The following is a 25,780-nucleotide window of genomic DNA, read 5'->3' as shown; positions in this document are numbered from 1 at the left end:
TTATGATTCACAGATAAAAAAATCGCATGACATTCAATAAAGGGACAAGCCCATGATTTTAATGAGAAGGTATTATTCAGGCGGATATTTATACGTTTTGAGATGTGTGTGATGAATCAATTTAACATCAGGTCCTGAAGAAATTTCATAGGTCATTCGATCCTTTCCAATAGGAATCCATTGTCCGCCATCCGTAGGTTCAATTTCAAATGTAATTTGCATTTGAAAGCCTCGGAAATGATTTCTTTTTGTATCAATTACTTCAATTTTCCAAGGCGTAATATGAGGGGAAACATCCTTTCTAATCTTTGAATAATAATTGGTCAAATCTTCGTCAATATAAGGAGTAAGCAAAAGCATGAGCATATCCTGCAATCTCAGCTCGTTAGAATCCTGTGTTAGTTCAGCTGTTGAAGCGGGTATGGTTTGAAATGAAGTAATTAGTACAAGGGAGAATATAAAAAACAGTAAAATCTTTTTCATTTTCTTCCAAACACCTCTTTGTGATCTTTCCCTAATGCATTGTATTGTTACCTTTATGGAATGAAGTATGTATGATTGAAGTAAAAGTGTTCGAGTATAGGTTATACAAACAATTGAAGATATTTTCTGACATGACGATTGACAAAAAATAAGGAGTGATACGGTTCATCATAATAAATGGTGTGGAACCAATCATTTTGTCGGAGCCTTCTATATTTTGACCAACATAGGTATTCGATAGAAAATTTAAAATAACCTCTAACATAAATCTACGTCCCATCATAACGAATTAATTTTATATTGGATGGCGATGACGTGTGCAATAGGCAAAAAATAGAAGGGGCACGGATAGAAGTGCCCCTTAGTAACAAATCGGGAGGTGCCATGTTAAACGAATCTGTTTAACACTACTTCTATTTATATGATAAGATTACTTGGTTTTATAGACCATCATCTTGCATATGCTAAAATTTACGCATCATAGCGAAGAATGGCTGTTATCCAGTCCTTTACTAATAGTTGCCATTGGAGCTGTGAACTATCTAAGGGAAGAGAAAGACTTTGCAGCTCTTTAGGGAGCAAGTGTATTTTATGACGTATTATTTCATTGTCAGGTGATTCTGTATCAATAAATAAAAGATAGCGTCCGATTAAATCTTCCTTATACATAGATGGATAATCAAGGGCTTTTAATACACGTGTAGAAAATTCCACACCATTTATCCTTACTTCAAAATGTCCCCGCACATTAAATTCACAGTGAATATGTGTACCAGATAATCGACGTAGCGCTTGTAGGAAAGCAGCTAATGTTCTTTCACTAATGAAAGAGGTTTTCCAATAGTATTGACTTTCTTCATGTTTACTTGAATTAGCATCATATGTATCATATCTTATTTCTAATGTTTCTTCGGCTTCGTCAGATTCTTTCCTAGTGAGGTAGTGCCGAGCAATTTTTTTAATGGTGTGATGATCTAAGTCACATCCATAGCTGAGAATAGTTACTTGTCTACGCTGTGCTTTGGCAAATAACCGCATTTCTAAATTTGCATCACTATTTAAATCCCAGCCATAGCGTGGATTGTAATGAATACACGTACTTTTGTTCATTGCGACCTCCTTTTTGCCATGTCTACTAACATTATAAATAATTTTGTCTAATTTTCCCTATTTTTCTTTTAAAAATGAAACTTTTGGATTTTAAATTTCGTATAAACTGGAAAATACTTTTTTAGGAGGTAATTATGGCTAAATGGAGAGGCACAATCCTTCTTTGTACATTGCTATTAACAGCCTGTACAGCAGAAACCGTTCAACCTAAAGACCAAATACAGGAAGAGCAAAACGATGAAAATATTGTGGTCACAAAGGATGGCAAAATAACCTTTGAGATTAAGAATGAGATTGGTGTTCCACCAGAAAAAGTAGAGGCTATAAAGGATGAAATTGTAACAGCATACGACCACATAAAGGCTTCTATACATACTTCCTACACGCCATCCGAGCACATAAACGTATGGTTTAAGGAAGACGGTCTATCCTGGGGGCTTGCATCGAAAATCGAACTAGTTGGCGTTCAAGAAGATTCCTATCCACTTGTCCATGAAATGACCCATTCTTTACTTGGCTATGGCAACAATTTTGGATCAGACCATGGCTATTTTACACAAGAGGGTTTTGCAAGTTATATGGAGGAGCAATATGGGAAAAAAGAACAATTTTCCTTTGAAAAATTCATGAAGCATTATTTGGATTCAGATAAGTTAATTCCTATTAGTAAGTTAATTGATCCAAATCAAGATGATGTCTATTTTCGCCCAGCACTTTCAAGTGAAGAACAGAATCGAGTCATGATGGAGATGAGCTACACGCATGCGGCATCATTTGTTAAATTCTTAATTGATACCTACGGACTCGAAAAGTTTGAACATATATACAACGAGAAAGAACTAGCGCAAAAATTAGAGGAAGTTTACGGGAAGAGTAGTAGTGAGTTAGAAAAGGAATGGTTAGCATTTATTCAACAACAACAAGGATTTACGCATGAGGAAAAGTTAAAATCGGGATTCTTTTATGATATGAATACAACTCTTCTTCAAATAGATCCAAAATATTTTGCCAATGAATAATATTTTCTAAATTATTCAAGTAAACCCAAGTGCTCTTTATTCGGAGCTCGTGGGTTTACTTGTGTATGAATTCGGATGAAACTGTCTATGTAATAAATGAACGCCCAGTAAAATGAACAGACCACCAATGATTCTTAATAATATATTTTTGAGAAATACAGTATCGTCAACCGTAATGACAATCAACATAGGGCCAACCATAATCAATGCAATGCCTAACAATGCTTTAATTACTCTCATCATGTAAAATTCACCTCAAATTTACCATTTCAGATTTGATTATCGCACGATTGTCTGAAAAGGAAAAGGGTCACTAGGCTGGTAAAGTGACCCTAATAAAATAGCTAGTATGACCTTACAGAACTTAGGAGTCTGTAAAAGGGTTAGGTGCTAATTGGGATGATTAGTACATGAAAGAAGCGCCAACAATAATTAAAAGAATGAACAGAACGACGATTAATACGAATGTTGAACCGTAATAGCCGCCACCGCCAGAGTCGCCGCCATAATAGCAGCTGTTGTTCATGTTACCTACGTTTCCATTGTATCCCACTGAAAATCCCTCCTTTCTACAACTTATAATATGTATGCTTGCAGAAAGGAGAAATGGTATTTACCCTATGGTTCTAAAAAATGCTGAAAACATTCTTGTAGAAGAAGGTTTTTTATTTACTTAATTTTTATTTTTTTACATAATTAGAGAGTAGTGTTAGATTTACAAGTGAAGTTAGAAAAGAAAGTGGGCGTTACATGCTACGGGAAAAGCTAAAGCAAAAAATCATAAGTGAACCAACCGAATGTATGGCTTATTTAACAGAATTAGTGAAGTCAAATCGAATTTATGATGGGGAAGTATTGGCAATCATTATAGATATTATAAAAAATGGACCTGATCAATTAACCAACACACAGTGGGATGTTTTGTTAGATAAGGGTTTATTACCTGATCTCTATGTAGAATGTGATAGCTGTGAAGATACCATTCCTTGGTCAGAAATGTACCGTGCGATCTTCATAGCGAGAGATCATTATTGTCCCTTTTGTAGATATATAGAAAATAAAGAGAATACAAGGTTATTAGACTAGGATGGTAGAGGCAACAATGAAATGGTTCATGATAACTGCCGAATGGCTATTGTTTTTATATGTGGTAATTTGTCTATTGAGCTTTAACATAATTCACCTTGGAAACCTTCTCTATGTGGATATGCCGCATGAAGAAGCGATGACTGTGACAACATCCTTTGCGCAGACCTCACTGTTCATTATAGGAATAGGTGCTGTTTGTTTCTACTATATGAAGTATTTAAGGGGGAGTAATGCTTATAAAAGATCAAAGGCAGTGATCTGGGGAAGTCTATTTACCTGCCATGCATTGGCAAGCTGCTTTTATTTGTTCATGCGATATGGGCTGATATGGAATCAGCATGAAGCAATGGAGCTTTTATTATCGACGGTCATTAGTTTCATTTTAACCATTCAGGCAGTTATGAAATATTACAGGTGTTAAAGGACCGAAACTGGATTGTGTATAAAATGCAGGATATAGGTGAGAAATATGAAAAGAGGATTTAAACGCATTATGTTAATTATATTTACAATTATCATTTCATTATTTGTGTTGATTCTTACTTTGAGTTTTATTAATCATAAAATACAATTATCAAAAGAAGAGGTACGATTTGTTCCAACTGGGCAACTTGTAGAAGTTAATGGTCATCAAATGCACGTTTATACAGAAGGAAAAGGAGAAGATACACTTGTTTTTATGTCTGGTGGTGGTACGAGCTCACCTGCATTAGATTTTAAATCACTTTATACTTTGTTAAGCGATAAATATAAAATTGTTGTTGTTGAAAAAGCAGGTTATGGATTTAGCGAAGTCACAGATATTGACCGAGATATTGATACAATTCTAGCTGAAACAAAAGAGGCACTTTTTAAATCAGAAATTGAAGGTCCATATATTTTACTCCCGCATTCGATGTCTGGCATTGAAGCCTTGAAATGGGCGCAAGATTACCCTGATGAAATAAAAGCTATTATTGGATTAGATATGGCTGTTCCTGCTGTATATGAAGAAGTATCTATCAATATGTTCCTCGTTCGATTAGGTGCTTTTACTGCTAAGACTGGTTTGACCAGATGGATTCCAAATCTATCGGAAAGTGATGCAATAAAATATGGGAATTTAACAGATGAAGAGAAAGTGTTGTATAAAGTAATTTTTTATCGAAGAACATTGACTAAAGATATGGTTAATGAAATAGATTATATAAAAGCAAATGCGAAAAAAGTCAAAGAAGCTGGAATCCCGAACATGCCTATGCTTTTGTTTTCATCGAATGGTGTGGGGACTGGTTTTGACAATCAAAAGTGGAATGGAATTCAAAATGACTTTATTAATAGGATTGATAAAGGTAAATTGATAGAGTTAGATTCATCTCACTATATTCATAGTATTGACTATGAGCGAATAGCTGAGGAATCAGAGGCCTTTATAGAAAGTTTACATCGTTACTAGCGGAGCGCATTAATTAACTAATATTGAGTTGCAAATGCAGCTCTTTTTTCTTTATTAAACTAACGGAGTAGTTTAGTACTATAAGAAAGTAATATATAAGGAGGCCACATGAAAAAAATAATATTATTTTTTTCCCTACTAGCTGTTTTGTTAGTTACTTCGGGTTGTTTGAATGAAATGGGTGGACAAAAAATAACTGTACAGAAACGAACTGGTGAAGAAAATATTTTTGAAGACTTTAAAGAAGTCAATCAAAAAAACAAGTGGAAAAAGCGATTGAAATAGTGGAAAATGCTAATTGGATAAATAAAAAAATAGAAATGGCACGCTATGCTGACTACCAATTTCAATTTCCATTTAAGAACAGTAGCGAAATCGCTTTGGGTTAGCCAAAATGGTGAAAATTTAGAAATTGTTACGGATAGTGATAATTATGTGAAATTAACAAAGCAAGATTCAGAAAATCTCTATGAAGTTTTACTAGGGGAAAAATTAATAAAATAATGTCATGTCTTAAATACGCTTCAACTAACAAAGTCTTAACCTTAACTTAAAGACCAATGGTAGTTTAGTTTGAAGAGCTTTGTTTGACTTGCGTCCAACAAACAGGGCCAGATTGCTGAATAACATTCTTTAACGAAAGGTTCGAAAACGATGCTTTGGAGATTTTTAAAGTTACACTACATTTTAAAAACAGCATCTATTGTGCATACATATGGAAGCTGCTCTTTTTCAGCGTAGATGTTGACATAAAATGTGATTTTTGCGTTGCCAAAAGTATGCGTTTCTTCTTTATCTGCATACACTTCAAAAAAATCAATCGTGTAATGTTTATATCCATCTTTCTCCATGTAACACCAAACTTCATCAGCTTTTCGTGGATCAAGGCCTTTAGTATGTAAAAACTCGACAAGCGTATTATTTTTCATAATTTGCTCCGCATAAAAAATACAATCCTCACATAGGCAATGATCGACAGTACCAACAAGTTCTCTCTTCGCATAAAATTGCTCATTTAATTGTTTCGTGTTCATGATGTCCTCCAATAGATTAATGGTTTGATTTTATCAATAATTCAAAAATTTTTGCACATTTATTTATTCATATAACGAAGTAGAGTGTTGAAAATAAATGTAATATACTTAAAAAAATGTATGGATAATATATGTTATAATAGTTATTAATTACACAATTATCGATTAAATAGTTTCAAGGAGGTTATTTATGAAAATAACCGAAGGCTACGGCAAAGTGATGATAGATGATTTTGAATTTTATGGTGAAATTAAACAAGATAAATGTTCTAAATGCAAATATAATTTAGTATATTACGATGATTTTGATTCTTATTTTTGTCCTAATTGTAATAGTTGGACTGAATCAAAATGTAGTGACCCTACTTGCAAATATTGCTCTAATAGACCAGAAACACCTTTAACTCGCAAATAACGAAATTAAACTCCCCTGAAGGTACTTAATCATCTTTCATTGTCTATGGAGACATGCTAATTTTGACCTTCGTTGATGGCTAAATGAATGCTCAGTAATAAGGAGATTACAATTTTAAACTCATAATATTTTATCAAAATGAAAAGAGAAAGATTGTTGTTCCAGAACTTAGGTAAAGAGAATTTGAAGGACTTTACCAGGAGGTTTCTCAAAAATGAAAAACGAAGAAAATAAGACAAATAAATTCATGCCAAACATAAACTACGATGATACAACTAACTGCGAACATGACATTGAATCTGATATAGTAGTTGGAAATTCACCATGCCCTTGCTGCGAGTTTATTACAATTCCGAACAATGGCGATGCCCTTGCTTATATTTGCCCCGTATGTTTTTGGGAGATAGATTTGTTTATTCAAAGTAATGTTGAGGCAAGTGACCAAAACCATGGCTTAACATTGACTGAAGCAAGAAAAAATTATCAAAGTTTTGGGGCAGTATTGCCCATGTTAAAGAAGTCTTGCAGACAACCAAAAAAATATGAATATCCAACAAAATGAAGAAGCAGATTTAAAGTTGATTGGAGTGGAAAACAGCGACTATGGGAGGAGCGAAGCAAACCCTCCAGAATGCGTACGTCTGAAACAGAAATCAACGGTTTTAAATTGTTCAAGATTCGGGCGCGATTTTGCAATAAGGAACAGCGCTCGTATTCATCTGGATCTTCACATAAAAAATATTGTGTTGTTACTTTATGTTTTGATTCATATATACCCGAAAGACTCAGGAAGCTATTGAACAACTATTATCAAATTTATCTTGAAAAAATCTACCACAATTGTGCGCATTTCTTTAAAAAGGAATGCGTCTTTTTTAATACGAAATAAACAAAAACTTCGCGTTATTAGTGTGTAAAGAATGGAAATCCATGATGTAGGAAATAATGTAGTTCTCGAATGCAAATTACAATTCAAAAGAAAGCAAATCAATACGGAGGTAAAAATGACTGTTCTTGATTGTATCATAATAGGCGGAGGTCCTTCTGGGTTAAGTGCTGGCTTAACTTTAGGAAGAGCTAGGAGAAATATTGCATTAATGGATGATGGGACAAATAGGAATAGAGTGACACAGGCGTCACATGGATTTATTACGCGTGATGGGATAAAACCAGAAGCATTTAAAGAATTAGCGTTAAAAGAGTTGGTGAATTACCCGTCCGTCTCCTATCTTAATGCGACAGTTACTGAAATTATAAAGGATATAGGTAATGAGCGATTTACTGTCAAAACATCTACGAGTCAGGAATTTGTTTCAGAAAAAATCATCCTCGCCACCGGTGTTCAAGAAATATTTACTATACCAAGTATAAGAAAGTTTTATGGAAAAAGTCTATTTAGTTGTCCGTATTGTGATGGCTGGGAGCAAAAGGATAGGCCATTAGTGGTGATGGCAGAAAAAGAAGAGCATGTACTGCATTTGACTAAGTTGATTTATAATTGGTCACAGGATTTGGTTGTCTTAACGAATGGAGCTCACCTATCTAAAGAAGGTAAGATGGAGTTACAAAAACACAATATCAAAATAATATCAGAAAAGGTAAAAGAACTCATAGGTAATGATGGGTACTTGCAAAAAATAGAGTTTGAATCAGGAGCCACCATTATAAGGTCGGGTGGATTTGTGGCCCCCTCTTATTATCGCCCCAATCAGTTTGCTGAGAAGCTTGGCTGTGATATTGACGAAGATGGAAAAGTCATAACAGATGGTGTTGGTAGAACAACTCAAAAAAATGTATATATTGCAGGGGAAACCGAAAGATCTAAACCTTCCACTTTAATGATTTCAGCTGCCAAAGGTAATAAAGCTGCTGTTTCAGTAAATACTGATTTAACGATGGAACGCTTTTGATGACGTCATAACACTTGGAATAGGATCTTAGCAAAACATATCAGCTAATGTATTCTCAATATTGTGTTAGAGTTACTATAAGAAATGACGAAGAACGGATTTTACTTGTAGAATCCGTTTTTCTTGTTCCAAAACTTATAGTTTTACAAGGTAGGGTAACAACTAAAACCAATAAAAAAAGCTCGGGGGAAGAAAAACATGAAACAAGTGGGGACTCTATATTTTTTCTGTGGAAAAATGGGAGCAGGAAAATCAACAAAATCAAAACAATTGGCTAAAGAAAAAAATGCGGTACTTTTATCTGAGGATGAATGGCTTTCCTCTCTTTATCCCAATCAAATCACATCATTTGAGGACTATTTAAAATTATCGGCACAGCTCAAGCCGATGGTGAAAAAGCATGTCCAAGACATATTGAGTGTTGGTACGCATGTAGTAATGGATTTTCCAGGTAACACTCAAAAACAGCGAAAGTGGTTTTTGGATATAGCGTCAGGCGTCAATGCAAACCATCAACTAATCTACCTTAATTTAAATAACCAGCAATGCTTGCGTCAAATTGCGCAAAGGCGTAACGAACAACCCGAAAGAGCAGCTTTTGACACGGAAGCGACGTTTATTGAAGTTACTAAATTTTTTGAAACACCAGAAGCTTCTGAGGGTTTAAATATATGGGAGTTTAGTGGGAAAGAATAACACAGAATTTTAGCAACAGAAAAAATTAGCTGAACTAAACCGCCTATAGAATTGTCATATGTAATTTATGCAGTTTATAAAGAATTTTTTAAAATTATATTGACAAACTATTTTTTTTCTGTAAAATGAAAAACAATTCAAAAATATTTGTATAGAACAAAGGCTATGAAAAGAAGTAGTATCAATTATTTTTACGAACAGAAAGTTACCGGTCGATGAGAGGTGCATGTAAAACGATTGAGAATTCATCTTGGAGCTGTGTACCGAAAGGATTATTCTAAGTAGGCTACGCCGGTAAGCACCCGTAATCATGTGCGAGAGTATCGTCAAATGACCGTACTTCTTAAGGTAAGTAATGTGAATTGCTTATAAATTAAAGGTGGTAACACGAGTTGAATCGTCCTTTTGGTTAATCCAAAAGGGCGTTTTTTTTATTCCTTTTTTGAGCAAGTATTTGAAAATCTAAACGTATGAGGAGTAAGCATTATGAAAGATAATCATCAAGATTCACAACTAAAGCGGGAATTAAGTACGCGTCACATGCAATTAATTGCACTTGGCGGGTCCATTGGGGTCGGTTTATTTTATGGCTCTAGTTCAACCATTCAAATGGCGGGACCATCTATTTTACTAGCTTATTTAATTGGCGGGTTAGTTATTTTCACCATTATGCGTGCATTAGGCGAAATGGCAGTAGCAGAACCTGTATCAGGCTCATTCAGTATGTACGCGAATAAATATTTAGGGCGCTTTGCTGGTTTCTTATCTGGATGGACATATTGGTTCATGTGGATTGTCGTGGGCATGGCAGAACTAACAGTTGTCGGTGTATATATTAACTACTGGTTTCCAGATATTCCACAATGGGTAACTGCCCTTGTCGTACTTGTGATGATGACGCTTGTAAATTTAGCAAATGTAAAAGCATACGGAGAATTCGAATTCTGGTTTGCGATGATTAAAGTTGTGGCAATTATCGGGATGATCGTCCTAGGATTAGCCATTATTTTCTTCGGTGTCGGCAACCACGGTGAAGCAATTGGCTTTGATAATTTATGGGCACATGGTGGCTTCATGCCAAACGGTTTCCATGGTATTTTAATGTCACTTGTATTAGTTATGTTCTCATTTGGTGGGGTTGAGTTAGTGGGTATTTCTGCAGGAGAAGCAAAAAATCCTAGCAAGTCTATTCCATCAGCGATTAACAACATCGTTTGGCGTATTTTAATTTTCTACATTGGGGCATTAGGCGTTATGATGGTTATTTACCCTTGGAACGAAGTTGGCTCAGAAGGTAGCCCGTTCGTTCAAATTTTCGATTACGTTGGCATCCCTGCTGCGGCTCACATTATTAACTTTGTCGTCATTACAGCTGCAATGTCTGCCTTTAATAGTGGCTTATATGGTTCAGGACGTATGCTACACAACTTATCGGTACAAAAAAATGGTCCAGAATATTTTAAAACAGTAAGCAAAAACGGTAGTCCGAGTCGAGGGATATTATTTTCGTCAGCTGTGTTATTAATCGCGGTTGTCTTAAACTATGTAGTACCTGAAAAAGTGTTCATCTATATTTCTGCAGTTGCGACGGTTGCAGTTATTACAAGCTGGATGATTATTTTATTAGCACAGTTGAAATTTAGGAAGTCAAAAACGAAAGAGGAAGTAGCCAAACTGAAATTCAAAATTCCGCTTTACCCACTTTCTACGTATATTGCTATTGTATTTTTATTAATGGTGATTGTGTTAATGGCGTTTATTCCAGATATGCGTGTTGCCCTATATGTGGCACCAGTTTGGTTTTTCATCTTATTTATTGGCTACAAAGTAATACATGTTAAAAAGTAGTGACATCAATACATTTAGCTGATACTTCTACAGCGCAAACGCTTGGTTGAAAATATACTCGATTCGTTACACCTATCTAAGGATTAATAATTTTTATCTATTAGTAAACATACTTTCTTGAATGTGAAGAGTGCCTTTCTTTATGAATAGGTTCGTAATAAAATTGATCTGTATTTAGACAAAAAAGGAGGGGCATGATGGAAGTAATATATTTGGCTGGTGGATGTTTATGGGGCGTACAAGCTTTTATAAAAACACTACCAGGAGTTACGTTTACAGAAGCGGGAAGAGCGAATGGAACAAGTCGTACGCTTGAGGGCGATTATGACGGGTACGCTGAATGTGTAAAAACAGAGTTTGATCCCACAGTTGTAACCATTCGAGATTTAATGGGCTATTTATTCGAAATCATTGATCCTTACAGTTTGAATAGACAAGGACAGGATGTTGGTGAGAAATATAGAACGGGCGTATATAGTGAAAATCCTGAGCATTTAAAAGAGGCGAAGGCATTTCTTAGAGAGCGAAATGATTACGAGCTTATAATGGTTGAAGTGTTGCCCCTAACAAATTATGTCAGAAGTGCAGAGGAACATCAAGATAGATTAACCAGATGTCCAAATGATTATTGTCATATTCCCGCAGAAATTTTAAATAAATATAAATAACGGAATTTACAAGACCTTTCTTTTTAAACTACACAACAGTTTTGAGGGGGAAGTGGATGACACTATCTATTCTGTTTGTCTGTAAAATGAGAGAGACAGCTATTTGTAAACATTATACCTAAAAATGATAGTTAGAATAAGGAAGATAGTGTATTGGTATATAGTATTGAACAATGTATTATCAAATCAATACATCACTATTTTTTTTAAAAGATAAAGCCTGTTTCTTCAATTACCAAGTAATTATGGATACAGGCTTTTTTTGTGGCCTTTTAATAAAGATTGATAATAATTAAGTTCGATTAGTTATAATAAATTTTTGATGAAAAAACTGTATGAAATAAGCAGGAACTAAAAATTATTTGGAGAATTTTAAAAGTATAGTTCAAATTAATGAAGAGGATTGTTATATAATGGAGGACGGTAATTATGAACATTTATAATACAGTTCCATATTTTTTATTAAACTACAAGCCTTCGGAGCGGTTCTTAAAACACTACCATGAAAAGTTCTCCCAACACTTCAAGGAATATTTTCTGTATCATTGTAAAAATGCAGATGAGAAGATTAAAAACGCAATTCAAAAATATCCTTCCAAAATGAGTGAGATAAAGGAATCGAGTGGAAAAATCGGAAGTCTAATTCAACAAGTTGTGTTAACTTACAGACAAAAATATAATGTCGAGTTCACTAAAGATGTACATATTATTGTTGGAGCATATGGGTCAAATGCATTTACACATCGTCAAATTATTCCTGAAGTGACTTTTTGTTTAGAAAAGCTCTCTTCTAATGATAAGCATTTAAAAGTAATTATTGCTCATGAATTTGGTCATACGCTTCATAATATTTTATCAGATCAGGAGGGTATGGATTGGTCTAAAGTTCAGTGGTTTCATCCCTTTACAGCGCTGTTTCAGGAAGGTTGTGCAACGTATTTTTCAGAACAAGTTGCTGATGCTGATAAATCGGTCTATTTTTTATACGATGATAATGGAGAAGAATGGTTAAGATTTGCAGAGGAAAACAAAAATGATATTATCACTACTTTTTTGCATGATATAAACAAACGTACACAACCTGAAATTATTCATGAATGGTTTTCAATTAATGGAGGTTCCAACTTTGGTTTCACACGTTTAGGGTATTTTATTGGCTACAATGTGATTCAAATCTTAATTGAAAAGTATCAAGAGAAAGAGGCTGTTACACTTTGGAAAAAATCTACCTTCAATAAAGAAATAGAGAATGTGCTTTTAGAACTTACTTAAAATGATTTATTTAGAGTTAAGTTATTTGACACTCGGGCCCGATTGTCGAGTAACAGAGGATGAAAATGAACAAGCTTTTTATAAAAAACAAACTTAAAACTGCTAAAGAAGAGTCCATTTTGAACAATCTCTTTCAAAATGGATTCTTCTTATTTATCTTAAAACAAGTATTTACGAGAGGTGTTGCTCGAACTTATTTCAACTTGCTTCTCTGAGTAGGAAATAATATATCTTTATCTCTCATCGCATTTGTAAACATGCCATTACGATACACAACCGGATTCTCTTTAATCCTTCCACTAGCTTTAAGCTAAAGAAATAAAGAACATACCCTATCTATGATGGCATTGACAGTAGAAACTTTAAGGTCATCTTCAATATATTCGTAATCTAATCTCCACATTTCCATGAAATCTAGATGGGTTCTTGAGCCACAATTTGAAGTTAGTAAGAACATCAGGTTTACCGTCTAAAATATCCAACCCTTTTAACTTCAAATACACAATGCATAAGTTGTAGTAGTATGTTCTTATCGTATTAGGAGAATACTTCTCGTTCTGCTCTTGCTTGTATCCTATCAAGATATTCTTTTACCAATGATTTAAAAGTACTCCCTTGCAGTATAGATTTCCAATAAAAAATTCACCGTTCATTTTGTTCAAGAGGTTTTGGTCCAATGTAGAGGTTAGGCTGTTTTAACAGATTTTTTAATGAGTAATTGAATTTGGCTAAAGTTAACTATAGAAAGTTGCTATATTGTAAATGTAGCAGCAACTTCATTAGAGCGTGAATTGCAGAAAAATTAAAGTTTCCATTTTCAATCCCTTTGATGAAATATGGTAAAATGGACAAAAGCATAAGGTTTGGAGGGATGATGTTGGCAGAAAAAAGGTTAAAAGTTTGTGAAAAAGGACATCCATTTTACAAAAGCACAGATTGTCCAAGCTGTCCTACCTGTGATCAGGAAAATAAACCTAGCAGTGGCTTCCTTTCCAAGCTGAGTTCACCTGCAAGAAATGCATTCGTACACGCAGGTATTGATACGTTGGAAAAACTATCAATGTATACAGAAAAGGATATCTTAAAACTGCATGGTATTGGACCAGCCTCCTTACCGATTATGAAATCATTATTGAAAGAAGAAGGCTTGTCATTTAAATAAGTGAGGGGGAAGACAACAATGTCAACGAAAGAATTATCACAAGAGCAAACCGAGGAACTAATCAATACTTTGCAAGTTCGCTTCGAGAAAAATACATCTCGTCATGAAGGGCTTGATTGGGTAAATGTCCAAGCTAGGCTAGAGGCTAATAGGGAGAAACTATGGTCGCTCCACGAAATGGAGGCAACAGGCGGTGAACCAGATGTAGTAGGCTATGATGCAAACACGGACGAGTTCATTTTTTATGATTGTTCTGCGGAAAGTCCTAAAGGTCGCAGAAGTTTATGTTATGACCGTGAAGCATGGGAATCTAGAAAAAATCACAAGCCTGAAAATACGGCTATGGATGTTGCAAAGGAAATCGGCATTGAGCTGTTAACAGAGGAGCAATATCGCCAACTACAGGAGCTTGGCAAGTTCGATTTAAAAACATCAAGCTGGGTACAAACACCTGACAACATTCGCAAACTAGGCGGAGCTATCTTCTGCGATCGTCGCTATGACATGGTCTTTATGTACCACAATGGGGCAGAATCCTACTATGCGGCAAGAGGCTTCCGTGGATCGTTAAGAGTTTAAGAAACAAAGGCATATGTCCGATCTGCGGATGAGCATATGCTTTTTTCTATGGAAATATAGTTATGCCAATGTCTTTCTAGTGAGCTATAACCTTTAGTAGTGTATGATAAACTAAAAGGGGAGGTGGAAAGTTATGTTAAATTGTTTAAAAATTATTTTTTCCATCACAGGCATATCTCTCGCAGCTTACGGACTAATCACACAAGATTTCCAATTGAATTACCTCATGATATTGTTCTTAGGCCTTTTCATGTTCACTTTAGGCATTCAAGAATTTCAAAAACAGCGAACAGTTTATGGTTGGTTCCTAATGGGGGTATCTATATTTTCAATCTATGTGTCCGTTCAAAGCTTTGTCTTGATTTAAAGGAAGCAGCCACTGATTTTCGTAACACCATACATCGATCAAGTCCTTCCAGCCATTTTCATAAATCACTTCCATAATGGCCCTTCATCTGAGGGGTTTTTGTTAAAATTGCATGGCATTTTTTATTCTGTCGATGTCATCAGGAAATGCAAATGTTTTTCCACCGTTTTAACTGTTTCATTATACCCTATAAGAAATAACAAAATGAATAGTAAGATTATTTTCTTCATTATTTCCCTAGATACTTTATAGATTTGATGGGTCAGACTCGCTCATCGCTCATATCAGATATTTTTATGTTATAATTTACATAAATTACATAATGAGGTGATAAGATGGAGAATGAAAAATTGGTTTGCAAGGTTTGTGGTCGAGATAAATTTACGACTGGACAGGTGGGAGGTACTACAAGCCAAGGCAATATAAGACCTATTGGCGCAATTATGGCAGTAGGGTCACCACTCCAAATGACTTTTTGTAAAAACTGTGGCGAAGTTGCTTCATTTAAAGTAGTAAAACCACAGAATTTTAAATAATCGTTGAAAGGATCATTGATAGGAAAGTGATCCTTTTTATATAGTGGACGTTTAAAAGGGGATAAGGATTTAAAAGCATACATGATGTTCGACTTTGGTTAATTGAATACCATGATATGAAACCTCTTACAAGACAAACACCCTCTAATTCGTTAAAGGGTGTTTTGCTAATAAATACTAGATCGAGTTTCGATAAGCTCTCAAAGTTGAATGTAAGTTTGAATTCGAACTTGCGATTGATTTTTTATAGTTATACATACCTAATGGGCTTAAATGATTAGAACTAGATCCTAATAACCCTTGCTTTACAGCGCTTTTTAACGTTTCAATTTGTTTGCTAGATAGTTTAGAAGTTTTACTTTCTTCAAGAATTTTATTGACATTATTTATTTTTTCTTGATCCTCTTTTGATGTAGCTTTCACTTCCTTGCTCATTTGTCGCGTCAACCCATAATACTTAGACGAGGACTTTCGGGACATTAAATATTGCATAGTGGAAAATTTCGTTGTCATCATGATACATTATCACCTTCCTATTCACATTTTTAGTTCCATAGTTGTTATCGTACTGGAATTGAAAAGATTTAGTATATTTACTTTTTTTAGTAATTTGAGTTCGAGCTTAGTTAACTTAATGATAAAAACTTAGAGTTGTCAAAACTGAGGTAGAATTTCTCTAGGATTCATCCCAATTATTAATCAGTTAAGATCCTTTCATATGGTCAAGAATTTATTTACTACATTATTACTATGCAGCTAATTAAATAATGTGCTATTTTCAAAAATATTGTTGGATCTCCTTGCAATACAGTAGTTGACAGCATTTTCTTTATCAATATTTAGTATTTAATTAATTCTATATAAATAAGAAGTTCAATCATTTAAATAAATAAACGACTTTTTAATTAATAAATTGTATTATTGCATATTTTTTTCAAAATTATAGAAAATGTATGGTGAATTTTTGTAACATACAAGATACAATACTTACTAGGGAGGTAAATTTATGAAAAAAATATTCAATGTGCTTTTATTATTAATTTTTACTTTTATCTTATCAACTTCTATACCTGTATTAGCCAATGAAACAGTTAAAGCAGAAGGAGAATTTGATGAATTTGGTATCAGGAATCATAATTTAATCAAAAATGAGTTTGATCCTATTAATCCATCGGATGGATGGGAGACAATACATTCAAAGAATAGTGTTGAATTAAATAAAAAGTGGACTATTACATTTACTGGTAGCACTGTGAGTGTCGATAAAATTGCTGGAATCGTAATTGAAAAAGATGGTAGCTTTCTTCCTGTGAAAATTGAGTTACACCTAAATGAAAATAAGGCGACTATAGAAACGGTAAAAGATTATTTAGGAGATCAGTCATATACCGTAAGGGTATTTCTTGAAAATGGACTAAAATATAAAATGGATTTTACTACCAAATCCAAACATTTAAATTCCTCAAATTATGGAAACTCAACTGGTAATCTTCTAAACGGAGGCATTGTAGCAGAAGATAATGACTGGATTTATTATGCTAACTCGAGTGAAAACAATACTTTATATAAAATAAATAAGTCCGATTCAACCAAAATTAAATTAAGTGACTTAGAGTGGGTATCACATATCAATGTTCTTGAAGGGTGGATATACTTCTTTAGTGCTCAAAATGAAGACAGTATGGGATATATACATAGAATCAGAACTGACGGTACGGACCTGCAAAAGATAACTACTAGCAATGACATTTTCAGAGTTAGTAATAATGGCTGGATTTATTTTAAAGATATGATGCCAGCTAATAATGGCAATGGCTATTTTAAAATAAAACACGATGGTACACATCGTCAAATAATAATGAGTGATGAATATTATTATCATACTCCGATTATTGAAAATGACTATATACTCTATACGTTTGGTGATTCAACCCAACTTGTTTTATATAATCTAATTAATAATAGTAATTCGATAATCACTACTGATATTCATACAATTTTTAATTATATATTAGTTGATGATTGGATTTATTATCAGAACGGAATAAATAAAATTTACAAAATGAAATTGGATGGTTCTGATAAATCTGAAGTAATAGATAATGTAGGAATTTTTAATATAAATAGAGATTATATTTATTTCACCAATTCTGATAATTATATCTATCGAATGAATATGGATGGATCAAATATTCAACAATTAAATAGTATGCCATCTCATAATATAAATATAATTAATGACTGGATTTATTTTGAAGATCAAGAGTGGAATTATTACCGTATGGGGCCAGATGGTTCATTATTACAAGAAGTAAATTAAACACTAGATTCTTCTAGAGAATACATTGCACTGCGGAATTATTAAAATATATTTAAGCAAGTCACCCATTTGAAAACCTAAATGAATGGGTGACTTTTTTATTTTGAAGAATATATCTTTCTTTAATATAGACAGTATACTATGGTTAGATCCTCTGCTTTGCTCACACCTTTTCGAATAAAGTTGAAGAAGGTAAGACATCAATGCTTTAATGAGTATTGACCCATATGTTTTCTACAATTCTTTCTATACTAGTAGAACAGCAGAAGCAACCGAATCAGGCACAATAACGTGGTCATCAAGCAATACAGGTGTTGCAACAGTTCATTCTAGTACAGGTGAAATTACTGCTCACACACCAGGCAACACAACCATTTCGTATACAAGTAGTAATGGTAAAATGAATTCTGTGAGTCTCACTGTATATGATGAGGCAACAGCAAAAAGCCCAACATATTCGCAAGTACTGCAAATGGATGAAGTAATAACAGCTTCAGTAGGAGCAGGTTTATCTGCAACAGCAACAAACAAAAGTTTTGTAGCTGAACCAACAAGTGTAGCGACAGTGAAAACTACAACTGGCCAAGTAACAGCTATAAGTGCAGGTAGCTCAGTTATTACGTATGTAGGAATGGATGCTAATGGCGTAGTAATTGAAAAAGGTACGACAACTGTGACAGTTCATCCACAAGCAGCAGTAACAGCAATACCCATGGTGCCAGCACCTTATTCAGTTATTGGCTGGGGCTCAGCAGCAACTAATTTTACGCCTCCAGGAGTCGGACAATCCATCATCTGGACTGTAACAAATGGTACAGGAGCTGCAACAATTCAGCAAAGTACAGGGGCTATAAGAGGTGTTACAGCTAGTGATGTAACGGTAAACTATAAAATAGTGGATAATAACACTAGAGTAGTAGCTTACAAGTCAGCACTCGTAACGGTGGCAATTCCAGATACACCAAGAGTTAATATTTCACCACCATATGTTGATGGGGGGACAATTGGTGGGCCTTATTCCATGTCAACTAATGTGAATTTGACGGTTGCCATAACAGGGGAAAACAATTCAACTGTCATTTTCAGCAATCCGAGAAGCAACGATGACAATATTGCCACTGCAACGATTACGGGTCAAAATCCTTCTGGACATGTTTCTTTAATTGTGCAGAAGATTGGTTCAGGAGAAGCACAGATAACATTTGATTACACAGATATTAACAATAATACTGGGTCGATGACATGGATTTTTAATTTCCAATAGAACAAATTTTACAAGCTAAAGGATGCGTCTATGGACGTGTCCTTTTATAGTGTCGTTCAAAAGAGGCATTGACTAATCATTCCCTCTTTTTTCAGCATAAAGTCGGCAATAAAATCATCACAGCTTGTCGAGCAGGCATTCATATATAGTGAACCTCCAAGTAAATTAAGCGAAGCGAAAACAAAGCCAGTTTGATACAAAGCATGTCGCGTGTTGGTCAATGTATTGATACGGACCGATTGAAGCATTTTGGTGCAAAAGCATGGCTTATGTAAATATTATAAGCATACCGTTAGCAGAAACGTTTGAACGGCTTGAGTCCTTTCTACTTACAGTTGTTCATTTTGACAATTATGTGAATGGTTTCACCTAACTAACATTAAATTGTTTTCAAGGGTTTTTGAAGAAAATTCACAGTAAATATTACTTTAGATGTACAAGTAATGCCTTGTACGCCAATAATAAGGAAGGATAAGTGACGTGATTTGGCGTGATTTGTTTTTTATTTATAAATTACGCCAAAATATACATAATAAACGCCAAAAAAATGGCGTTGATTGAGTATTGATTTAGAAAAGTTAAGAATGTTAGGATAAAATTACCTCGAGGGATATTTACTATAGTAATTCAACAACTATTACTAAATAGATTACAATAGGAGTTTATTTCATGAGAAAATATAAATTAATAACTATTTTAATGATCACAATGACGTTACTTTTTTCAGGGGTCTCTAGTTCGTATGCAATTAGTACTGTTGAAAGTATGAATCAAGAACGAAAATTAGAAAATGATTTAGCAGAAGCACTTGAATTGATTTTTGACAAAGCAGTTTTAAAAAATAATAAAGAAGTTATTGTAGGTTATGATAGAGAAATAATAGAGACAGAATTAAAAGGTAATTCTATGAAAGAGGCGATCATTGAGGGATTAGAAGTAGAAAACCTACTAATTTCTTCTGAAGACGTTAATATAATTTCTGAACCACAAATTACACTATTTGCAGTAGCTTGTGAATGGCATGGTAAAAGAGAAACAATGGAATTTAGAGCAGCAGAAAATGAATGTATTAAAGAAGGTTTATCGAGTTATTTTGGTATTGCTACATCATTAACGATTATTGTTGATGCAATTAGAGCATCTAATTTCAAACAAGCTGCAAAATTAATTTTAAAAGAGTTTCCTAAAAAAGTTGCAGGTGCAACACTTCCAGGTTTAGTAATAAATCTTAGTGTTATCTCAGTAAGCTGTTCTACTAAAATGAACAAACTATTCCCAGGAAGTTCTAATTGTGAATAAGGAAAAATAAAATATGAAATTAATCAGGAACTTTCTAATTTATTTTATAGTCGGTGCGATAATTATAAACATTTCTAAGTTTATTTATAATAAAGAGGACTACTATTTTGATAGTAAAGAGACGATAATGTACGGTATTATTACTATGGTTGTATTTCTCATAATGGATTATGTAAGAAATATAAGTAAGTCCAAAAGTAAATAATTTTGCGATAAACCCAGGTATTCAATAATTTTGAGCCTGGGCTTTTTCCTTTTGTATTATTGGTATATTTAGTAATTAAATATTAAAAAAATAAATTTACAAATAATAATTATTATTTGTAAATGATATTAAAGATAATTTTTTATATGGTTTTCTACAAATTCTGTCTTGAAAAAAATAACGGATAGTAGCGTTATGCTACTATCCGTTATTTTTTTTATGAAAACAAAAATCCACATAATCTTGAAAGAAGAATTATTCAGAACTAAATAGTTAATAAATGGTTTTATTGGGTATCATATCTTGCTATAATAGAATTAACTGAGACTTGAGTCATGGTTCTCTTGGTGGGAATAATCGATTAAGTATATTTCCAGTAGTGTCACAAGGTAGAGAAAATGCTGATAAAAAGGATAAAGGTGAGGAAATTTGAAGTCATTTGATTTTGAAGAAAATAAGAAATTTATTAAGAAAGAAACTTATAATAAACTCAGTATTTTGGCAGGTTTTGTAAGTGTAATGATTGCATTAGGGATAATTTGTTATTTATTATCCTTATCAATATTTATATCTTTTTCTGAGAAATTATCGTTTTGGGAAGTATATAATCAATTATTTCAATTAATTAATTTTGGAAAAAGTAGTATTGAAGAAATTTTTGCTGGTTATAGTATAATACTTTTTTCAACCTTATCAATATTTTCAGCTTTTTTTTATGCAGTCATTTTGATATTCTTAAAGAAAATCGAATATTTACGCAATAATTATGAATATCTAAGAGAACAAATTTATGATTTGTTAACGATGTTAATTTTTCTATTTGGTTTTCTACCGATAATTGTAGGTTTTTTAACTACCAAGGATAATGAAACATTATTAAGTGAAATTAGTAATCTTTATCTAGTATCTTTAATAGGAATTTTACCACCGTATTTATATTCAAGTTTATCTAAGATATATTATGCTACAGCAGAAAAACAATTTAGTAAATCACTTATAAATCATATGGAAAAAAAGATTAATAATAAATAAATATTATTTGCGAATAAAAGTTCTGCCAGCACCCTGGAGGACAACAATGTTATTGTCCCTTGAGGATTTGTTGCCGACGATTACAGCGAATTATACTTTAAACATGTCATCATACAGTGGAGGGTTCCATTCAAAAGTTGAAAACGCTGCAATACGAAATGTAGAGCATTATAAGCAAGCGAAAGCAATTCTTTGAAAGATTTAATCGTGCATTTTATAAGCTTACGCAAAAAGAGCGACAGATTATTATTATGGCTTATTTAAAGGAAACCTAATTGTATAATTATTAAATTTCAAAAAAGCTTCATATTTAGTAAGCGAACGTTTTATCGTATAAAAGCACAAGCATTTTATTAGCATTGCGTTGGCAGAATATGATCCTGTTATGTTCTTGGTAATGGGCTTTTTTAATTAATTTAAAAACAGACTCCTCATAAATGACAGTATAATAATGAAAAATTTATCAATAGGAGGATAATTTATTGCGGAAAAACTTGGATAGCTGAAATTGAATGTGCTTTAAATCAATATTAAATAGAAGCGACCAGGTATATAATTATTATTAAGCTTGGTCATTTTTCCTCTATGATCCAGTTACATTCAATTTAGTTCCATTTTTTAGGTGTGTAACGACCCCAAATAAAACCACTATCCGTTACACAAAAAAATCACATTCCCCCCGAAAACCCACGAAATCAGGCAAAAAGCATGTCTTTGTACATTCACACAAAACCTTGCTATAATAAGCTTTGCGAATACATAGGAAAGAGGGTAAAAGCATGAACGCTTATGATGAATATATGAAGCAGGTTGTAAAGCCGATGCGTGAGGAGCTTGTGGAGGCTGGATTTACGGAGCTAACGACTGCGGATGCGGTGAATGAATTTATGGCGGAGACGAAGGGAACTTCGTTAGTGGTGATTAACTCGGTTTGTGGTTGTGCGGCAGGGCTTGCTCGTCCAGCGGCGCGTGAGGCAATTGCAGCGGTGAAGCCAGATCATCTAGTGACGGTGTTTGCGGGGCAGGATCCAGAGGCGACTGCGGCGATGCGTGGTTATTTTGAGGATGTGCCACCTAGCTCACCATCTATGGCGATTTTAAAGGATGGGGAGTTGGCTTACTTTATCCCACGTGAACAAATTGAGGGATTCCCTGTGGAGCAGATTGTCTCTCATTTAACTGGCGTGTTAGAGCAAACATGCGAGAACTAAAAACGATTGTGACGACAGCGGGCAGACCAGACGATGTATCGATGGCGCTCGCTGCTTTTGCGTGTCAAGAATTAGGTGCTGCGTTTGAGCCACGAAACAAGCGCTCTGTTCGCAAAATTTCGCAGGAGTTGCAGGCACATGTGATGGTCGCTGGGAAGAATCGCTTCGAGTATTATGTCTATGGGGCGCAGGAGCCGTTTTTCTTTCACCCCAATTCTGCGGCGTTTCGATTAAAGCGTGTGGCCCGTGGTGAGGCAGAGCCTTTTTTGGAAGCGGCACAGCTTCAACTGGGGGATTCGGTGTTGGATTGTACGTTAGGTTTAGCGGCAGATGCCATGTTAGCAGCTTATACAGTGGGTGAAGCAGGTCGTGTTGTGGGACTGGAAGCAAATCCAAATGTAGCGTTTATTGTTAGACAGGGGATGCAAGCCTATGATACATCAGAGCTACCGTTAACTGCCTGTATGCGACACATCGAGGTAATACAGTCTGAGGCTGTTCGCTATTTAAAAACCCTACCAGACAACGCATTTGATGTGGTTTATATGGACCCAATGTTTGAGAAGGTTATAGAAGAGGCCAATAATTTTCAGGCATTACGGCTAGCAGGGGAGCATGTCACATTAACCGATGAATGGGTTTATGAAGCCAAGCGTGTAGCGAAAAAGCGTGTGGTGTTAAAGGCACATTTTCGCTCAGAGTGGTTTGCGACCTATGATTTTCAGCAGCATGAACGGATAACTGCAAAATTTCATTATGGTGTGTTAGAGGTATAGAGGCTTGTTCTTGAGACAAGCCTTTTTTTAGTATATGGTAATAAAAGAGGAGGGTGGAATAATATGGTGAACAATGATAGACGAACTCCCTTTGAGCTAGAGTTGCTGGCGAATGCACAATCGTTGATCTGCACAAAACCGCCTATTCCATGGGCCTATGAAACGAGTATTGCTGCCAATGGTGTTTTGGCTTGCGGTTGGGATCATGAGGAAAACATCGTGCTAATTAGTGGCTCTGGCTATAGTGTCACTGAGCCTATAACAGGTCGTCGTCTTCATCGAGAACGAGACGTGGATGAAACCTACGACAGAATGAGTGATGACCGTTTAACGTTTCAATTGCCTCAGGGGACAATATCTATTTTCGGCTTTGAAGCTGGGGATGGGATTCATGTGACAGCAGATGGCTGGCAGGTTGAAGTTATTTATCCTTGGTGGCCACGTGCAACAGTGGTACTCGATTATCTTTATACAACTAATTATACTTATTTAAAAAATGCGACAGCTATTGATTTACAGCGATTGGATGGCATGATTAAATGTGGATTTTCGCCATCTGGCAAGCATTTAATAATAATGGGCTCAGGCGGTGCATTGATTTATTCGAGAAAGGGATGAGGTCATGGATGATGAACAAAATGGCTATGTTTCCATATGGGCTGGTCATTTTACAAGCGAAGAACAGTTACATACATATCTTGCCACTGTCTATCAGGGAGAAGATGAAACGGACGAAGCCTTTTCACAAAAATTAGCAAAGCTTTTTTTACCAGAAAATCAGCACCGTACTTGTGAGGAAGAGTTTAAAGCACTTTATGATGAATTCTACAATCAATTTGAATACGATTTCGGCTTAACCTTCGACGAGGATTTTTGTGAAGCACTATTTTACGAAGCAGCTTCAAATCAACTTAAGCAACTACTTTGTGATGAATTTTCCTATTCGCAGCAATTTAAACATCAAGTGCTAGCCAAAATGGGCAATGAACTACAGAAAGCTTATAATGCAATAATTTTACTATATGACATGAAATATGAGGGTCACATTCAATCTGTAAGCCATGAAGCGTTTCATATCGATTTTGTATGCTCTATTAAATTACAGGAAATGTGATGAAAGGAGGTTTTGATGATGTTACCAGCAAAAATTCCTCGTTAAGCCCGTGGTCCACCTTGGTTCAATAACAACGATCTTACTTATAAAAGGAGCGATGTAAATGATTGGACCAAGAAAAAAGACAAGTGATGAACGCAGGCAGATTGCCCATTCGATTGCGCAACAAGTTCTCGCAAAATATGGAGGAAATGTTCGAGCAATTGGTATTTATGGCTCGTTGGCTAGAAAAACGGATGGTCCGTTTTCTGACATTGAGCTTAAGTGTATCTGTCATGAATTAGAGCACAGCTATAGCTATGAATGGACAGCAGGAGATTGGAAGGCAGAGGTTAATTTCGATCAGGCAGAAGTGATTATCGAAGAAGCAATAACGGTTGAGGAAGATTGGCCATTAACAAATGGGAAGTTTGTCGATTTACAGCCACTTTACGATCCTTCTGGCTTTTTTCTAGAACTCAAAGACAAAGCGGCCACTGTGGAGAATGCCCGATTTAAGGAAGCAATTTGCAAAACCATTGTAGAAGAAATGTATGAATACATGGGGAAATTAAGGAACATAGCTGTTCAGGGTCCCACCACATTTTTGCCGATACTGGCGATGAAAATAGCGGTGACAGGTGCCATGATAGTAGGATTACACCATAAGCAGTGCTATACAACATCTGCACAAGTATTACCTGAGGTTTTAGCGATGGATGATCAGCCACACGGGTTAAAAGCATTAGCTGAAATGGTCATGACAGGCAATCTAACGAATCCTCAGCAAATCATAGCTGCCTGTGAAAACTTTTGGCAAACACTTCTCCAATGGACAGCTGAAAAGGGTTATCAGATTAAATGCTCTAAGGAGATTCCTTGGTAAATTTTTATAGACCTTTACTTTTATAGTATAAGGTGCTATAATAGAACACGTGCTATTTTAGGTAGCATATT

Annotated in this window: 32 protein-coding genes and 1 other annotated feature; of the genes, 26 read left to right on the top strand and 6 right to left on the bottom strand. The window is 34.7% G+C overall.

Annotation, left to right across the window (positions count from 1 at the left end; all coding sequences use genetic code 11):
* Nucleotides 1-72 precede the first annotated feature (72 nt).
* Both NY607_RS00665 and NY607_RS00660 read right to left on the bottom strand, forming a co-directional pair.
* Nucleotides 73-483: a DUF3888 domain-containing protein gene (locus tag NY607_RS00665; RefSeq protein ID WP_131520000.1), complete on the bottom strand. Its 411-nt coding sequence runs from the start codon at nt 481-483 to the stop codon at nt 73-75.
* Between the two features lie 471 nt (nt 484-954).
* Nucleotides 955-1,593 carry a hypothetical protein gene (locus NY607_RS00660; protein WP_237900580.1) on the bottom strand — a complete coding sequence of 213 codons (639 nt, stop codon included), beginning with the start codon at nt 1,591-1,593 and terminating at the stop codon, nt 955-957.
* Nucleotides 1,594-1,727: 134 nt separating this feature from the next.
* Between NY607_RS00660 and NY607_RS00655 the strand changes: the two genes are divergently transcribed.
* A complete protein-coding gene (locus NY607_RS00655; protein ID WP_131520002.1) occupies nt 1,728-2,612 on the top strand; it encodes a gluzincin family metallopeptidase in 885 nt (294 codons plus the stop codon).
* 36 nt (nt 2,613-2,648) lie between these two features.
* On the opposite strand, the gene NY607_RS00650 is transcribed toward NY607_RS00655, so the two are convergent.
* Together NY607_RS00650 and NY607_RS00645 are read right to left on the bottom strand one after the other, a co-directional pair.
* Entirely contained in the window at nt 2,649-2,855 is a 207-nt protein-coding gene (locus NY607_RS00650; protein ID WP_131520003.1) for a hypothetical protein, read from the bottom strand.
* Between the two features lie 160 nt (nt 2,856-3,015).
* Nucleotides 3,016-3,138, bottom strand: a complete 123-nt coding sequence (locus NY607_RS00645) for a YjcZ family sporulation protein (protein WP_081456919.1) — start codon at nt 3,136-3,138, stop codon at nt 3,016-3,018.
* 224 nt (nt 3,139-3,362) lie between these two features.
* On the opposite strand from NY607_RS00645, the gene NY607_RS00640 reads away from it, so the two are divergent.
* From NY607_RS00640 to NY607_RS00625, 4 genes are all read left to right on the top strand, one after another.
* A complete protein-coding gene (locus NY607_RS00640; RefSeq protein WP_131520004.1) occupies nt 3,363-3,698 on the top strand; it encodes a hypothetical protein in 336 nt (111 codons plus the stop codon).
* A 16-nt stretch (nt 3,699-3,714) separates the two neighbouring features.
* Entirely contained in the window at nt 3,715-4,122 is a 408-nt protein-coding gene (locus NY607_RS00635) for a hypothetical protein (RefSeq protein ID WP_259418929.1), read from the top strand.
* Nucleotides 4,123-4,170: 48 nt separating this feature from the next.
* Nucleotides 4,171-5,136, top strand: coding sequence for an alpha/beta hydrolase (locus tag NY607_RS00630; protein ID WP_259418928.1), 966 nt, complete (start codon nt 4,171-4,173; stop codon nt 5,134-5,136).
* 108 nt (nt 5,137-5,244) lie between these two features.
* Nucleotides 5,245-5,421 (top strand): hypothetical protein, encoded by a 177-nt coding sequence (locus NY607_RS00625; protein ID WP_193767305.1) that lies wholly within the window; start codon nt 5,245-5,247, stop codon nt 5,419-5,421.
* Nucleotides 5,422-5,816: 395 nt separating this feature from the next.
* Here the strand turns inward: NY607_RS00625 and NY607_RS00620 are convergent, their stop codons facing one another.
* Entirely contained in the window at nt 5,817-6,170 is a 354-nt protein-coding gene (locus NY607_RS00620) for a hypothetical protein (protein WP_131520006.1), read from the bottom strand.
* A 190-nt stretch (nt 6,171-6,360) separates the two neighbouring features.
* Between NY607_RS00620 and NY607_RS00615 the strand changes: the two genes are divergently transcribed.
* The 11 genes from NY607_RS00615 to NY607_RS00565 all read left to right on the top strand — a co-directional run bounded on the left by NY607_RS00615 (nt 6,361) and on the right by NY607_RS00565 (nt 15,623).
* Entirely contained in the window at nt 6,361-6,585 is a 225-nt protein-coding gene (locus NY607_RS00615; protein ID WP_048393782.1) for a hypothetical protein, read from the top strand.
* Nucleotides 6,586-6,799: 214 nt separating this feature from the next.
* Complete coding sequence (locus NY607_RS00610; protein WP_259418927.1) at nt 6,800-7,147, top strand: CPCC family cysteine-rich protein; 348 nt, start codon at nt 6,800-6,802, stop codon at nt 7,145-7,147.
* 442 nt (nt 7,148-7,589) lie between these two features.
* The gene (locus NY607_RS00605) at nt 7,590-8,495 is read left to right on the top strand and encodes an NAD(P)/FAD-dependent oxidoreductase (RefSeq protein WP_259418926.1); all 906 of its coding nucleotides are present in this window, start codon (nt 7,590-7,592) and stop codon (nt 8,493-8,495) included.
* Between the two features lie 198 nt (nt 8,496-8,693).
* Nucleotides 8,694-9,191, top strand: coding sequence for a P-loop nucleotide/nucleoside kinase family protein (locus tag NY607_RS00600; protein WP_259418925.1), 498 nt, complete (start codon nt 8,694-8,696; stop codon nt 9,189-9,191).
* Nucleotides 9,192-9,347: 156 nt separating this feature from the next.
* Nucleotides 9,348-9,599 (top strand) — a binding site (T-box leader).
* Nucleotides 9,600-9,677: 78 nt separating this feature from the next.
* Entirely contained in the window at nt 9,678-11,039 is a 1,362-nt protein-coding gene (locus NY607_RS00595; RefSeq protein WP_112117983.1) for an amino acid permease, read from the top strand.
* 197 nt (nt 11,040-11,236) lie between these two features.
* Complete coding sequence (locus NY607_RS00590; protein ID WP_131520388.1) at nt 11,237-11,707, top strand: peptide-methionine (S)-S-oxide reductase; 471 nt, start codon at nt 11,237-11,239, stop codon at nt 11,705-11,707.
* Between the two features lie 429 nt (nt 11,708-12,136).
* Nucleotides 12,137-12,979 (top strand): DUF5700 domain-containing putative Zn-dependent protease, encoded by an 843-nt coding sequence (locus NY607_RS00585; protein ID WP_259418924.1) that lies wholly within the window; start codon nt 12,137-12,139, stop codon nt 12,977-12,979.
* Between the two features lie 874 nt (nt 12,980-13,853).
* Nucleotides 13,854-14,141 (top strand): RNA polymerase alpha subunit C-terminal domain-containing protein, encoded by a 288-nt coding sequence (locus NY607_RS00580; RefSeq protein ID WP_259418923.1) that lies wholly within the window; start codon nt 13,854-13,856, stop codon nt 14,139-14,141.
* Nucleotides 14,142-14,159: 18 nt separating this feature from the next.
* Nucleotides 14,160-14,720, top strand: coding sequence for a DUF4256 domain-containing protein (locus tag NY607_RS00575; RefSeq protein WP_131520385.1), 561 nt, complete (start codon nt 14,160-14,162; stop codon nt 14,718-14,720).
* Nucleotides 14,721-14,853: 133 nt separating this feature from the next.
* Nucleotides 14,854-15,087, top strand: a complete 234-nt coding sequence (locus NY607_RS24240; protein ID WP_131520384.1) for a DUF3953 domain-containing protein — start codon at nt 14,854-14,856, stop codon at nt 15,085-15,087.
* Between the two features lie 335 nt (nt 15,088-15,422).
* A complete protein-coding gene (locus tag NY607_RS00565; protein ID WP_131520383.1) occupies nt 15,423-15,623 on the top strand; it encodes a hypothetical protein in 201 nt (66 codons plus the stop codon).
* A 177-nt stretch (nt 15,624-15,800) separates the two neighbouring features.
* Here NY607_RS00565 and NY607_RS00560 read toward each other — a convergent pair whose 3' ends face one another.
* A complete protein-coding gene (locus NY607_RS00560; protein ID WP_225340930.1) occupies nt 15,801-16,058 on the bottom strand; it encodes a hypothetical protein in 258 nt (85 codons plus the stop codon).
* 571 nt (nt 16,059-16,629) lie between these two features.
* Between NY607_RS00560 and NY607_RS00555 the strand changes: the two genes are divergently transcribed.
* The 10 genes from NY607_RS00555 to NY607_RS00510 all read left to right on the top strand — a co-directional run bounded on the left by NY607_RS00555 (nt 16,630) and on the right by NY607_RS00510 (nt 25,709).
* A complete protein-coding gene (locus NY607_RS00555) occupies nt 16,630-17,943 on the top strand; it encodes a DUF5050 domain-containing protein (protein ID WP_259418922.1) in 1,314 nt (437 codons plus the stop codon).
* Nucleotides 17,944-18,154: 211 nt separating this feature from the next.
* On the top strand, nt 18,155-19,207 hold the full coding sequence (locus tag NY607_RS00550; protein ID WP_259418921.1) for an Ig-like domain-containing protein: 1,053 nt from the start codon (nt 18,155-18,157) through the stop codon (nt 19,205-19,207).
* A 669-nt stretch (nt 19,208-19,876) separates the two neighbouring features.
* Nucleotides 19,877-20,506, top strand: a complete 630-nt coding sequence (locus tag NY607_RS00545) for a hypothetical protein (RefSeq protein WP_048393769.1) — start codon at nt 19,877-19,879, stop codon at nt 20,504-20,506.
* 634 nt (nt 20,507-21,140) lie between these two features.
* Nucleotides 21,141-21,743, top strand: a complete 603-nt coding sequence (locus NY607_RS00540) for a hypothetical protein (protein WP_131520379.1) — start codon at nt 21,141-21,143, stop codon at nt 21,741-21,743.
* 46 nt (nt 21,744-21,789) lie between these two features.
* Nucleotides 21,790-21,939: an ArpU family phage packaging/lysis transcriptional regulator gene (locus NY607_RS00535; RefSeq protein ID WP_193767333.1), complete on the top strand. Its 150-nt coding sequence runs from the start codon at nt 21,790-21,792 to the stop codon at nt 21,937-21,939.
* Between the two features lie 583 nt (nt 21,940-22,522).
* The gene (locus tag NY607_RS00530) at nt 22,523-22,954 is read left to right on the top strand and encodes a BrxA/BrxB family bacilliredoxin (protein ID WP_004228455.1); all 432 of its coding nucleotides are present in this window, start codon (nt 22,523-22,525) and stop codon (nt 22,952-22,954) included.
* Nucleotides 22,942-23,730 (top strand): class I SAM-dependent methyltransferase, encoded by a 789-nt coding sequence (locus tag NY607_RS00525; protein ID WP_237900624.1) that lies wholly within the window; start codon nt 22,942-22,944, stop codon nt 23,728-23,730. Before NY607_RS00530 ends, NY607_RS00525 begins: the two co-directional genes overlap by 13 nt.
* Before the next feature lie 63 nt (nt 23,731-23,793).
* Complete coding sequence (locus tag NY607_RS00520; RefSeq protein WP_259418920.1) at nt 23,794-24,348, top strand: hypothetical protein; 555 nt, start codon at nt 23,794-23,796, stop codon at nt 24,346-24,348.
* A 4-nt stretch (nt 24,349-24,352) separates the two neighbouring features.
* Nucleotides 24,353-24,844, top strand: a complete 492-nt coding sequence (locus NY607_RS00515) for an immunity 22 family protein (RefSeq protein WP_237900626.1) — start codon at nt 24,353-24,355, stop codon at nt 24,842-24,844.
* Nucleotides 24,845-24,947: 103 nt separating this feature from the next.
* A complete protein-coding gene (locus NY607_RS00510; protein ID WP_259418919.1) occupies nt 24,948-25,709 on the top strand; it encodes an ANT(4')-I family aminoglycoside nucleotidyltransferase in 762 nt (253 codons plus the stop codon).
* Nucleotides 25,710-25,780: the final 71 nt, after the last annotated feature.

Source organism: Lysinibacillus sp. A4, from assembly GCF_024919535.1.
Taxonomy (GTDB): Bacteria; Bacillota; Bacilli; order Bacillales_A; family Planococcaceae; genus Lysinibacillus; species Lysinibacillus capsici.
This window is presented reverse-complemented; position numbering and strand designations above follow the sequence as displayed.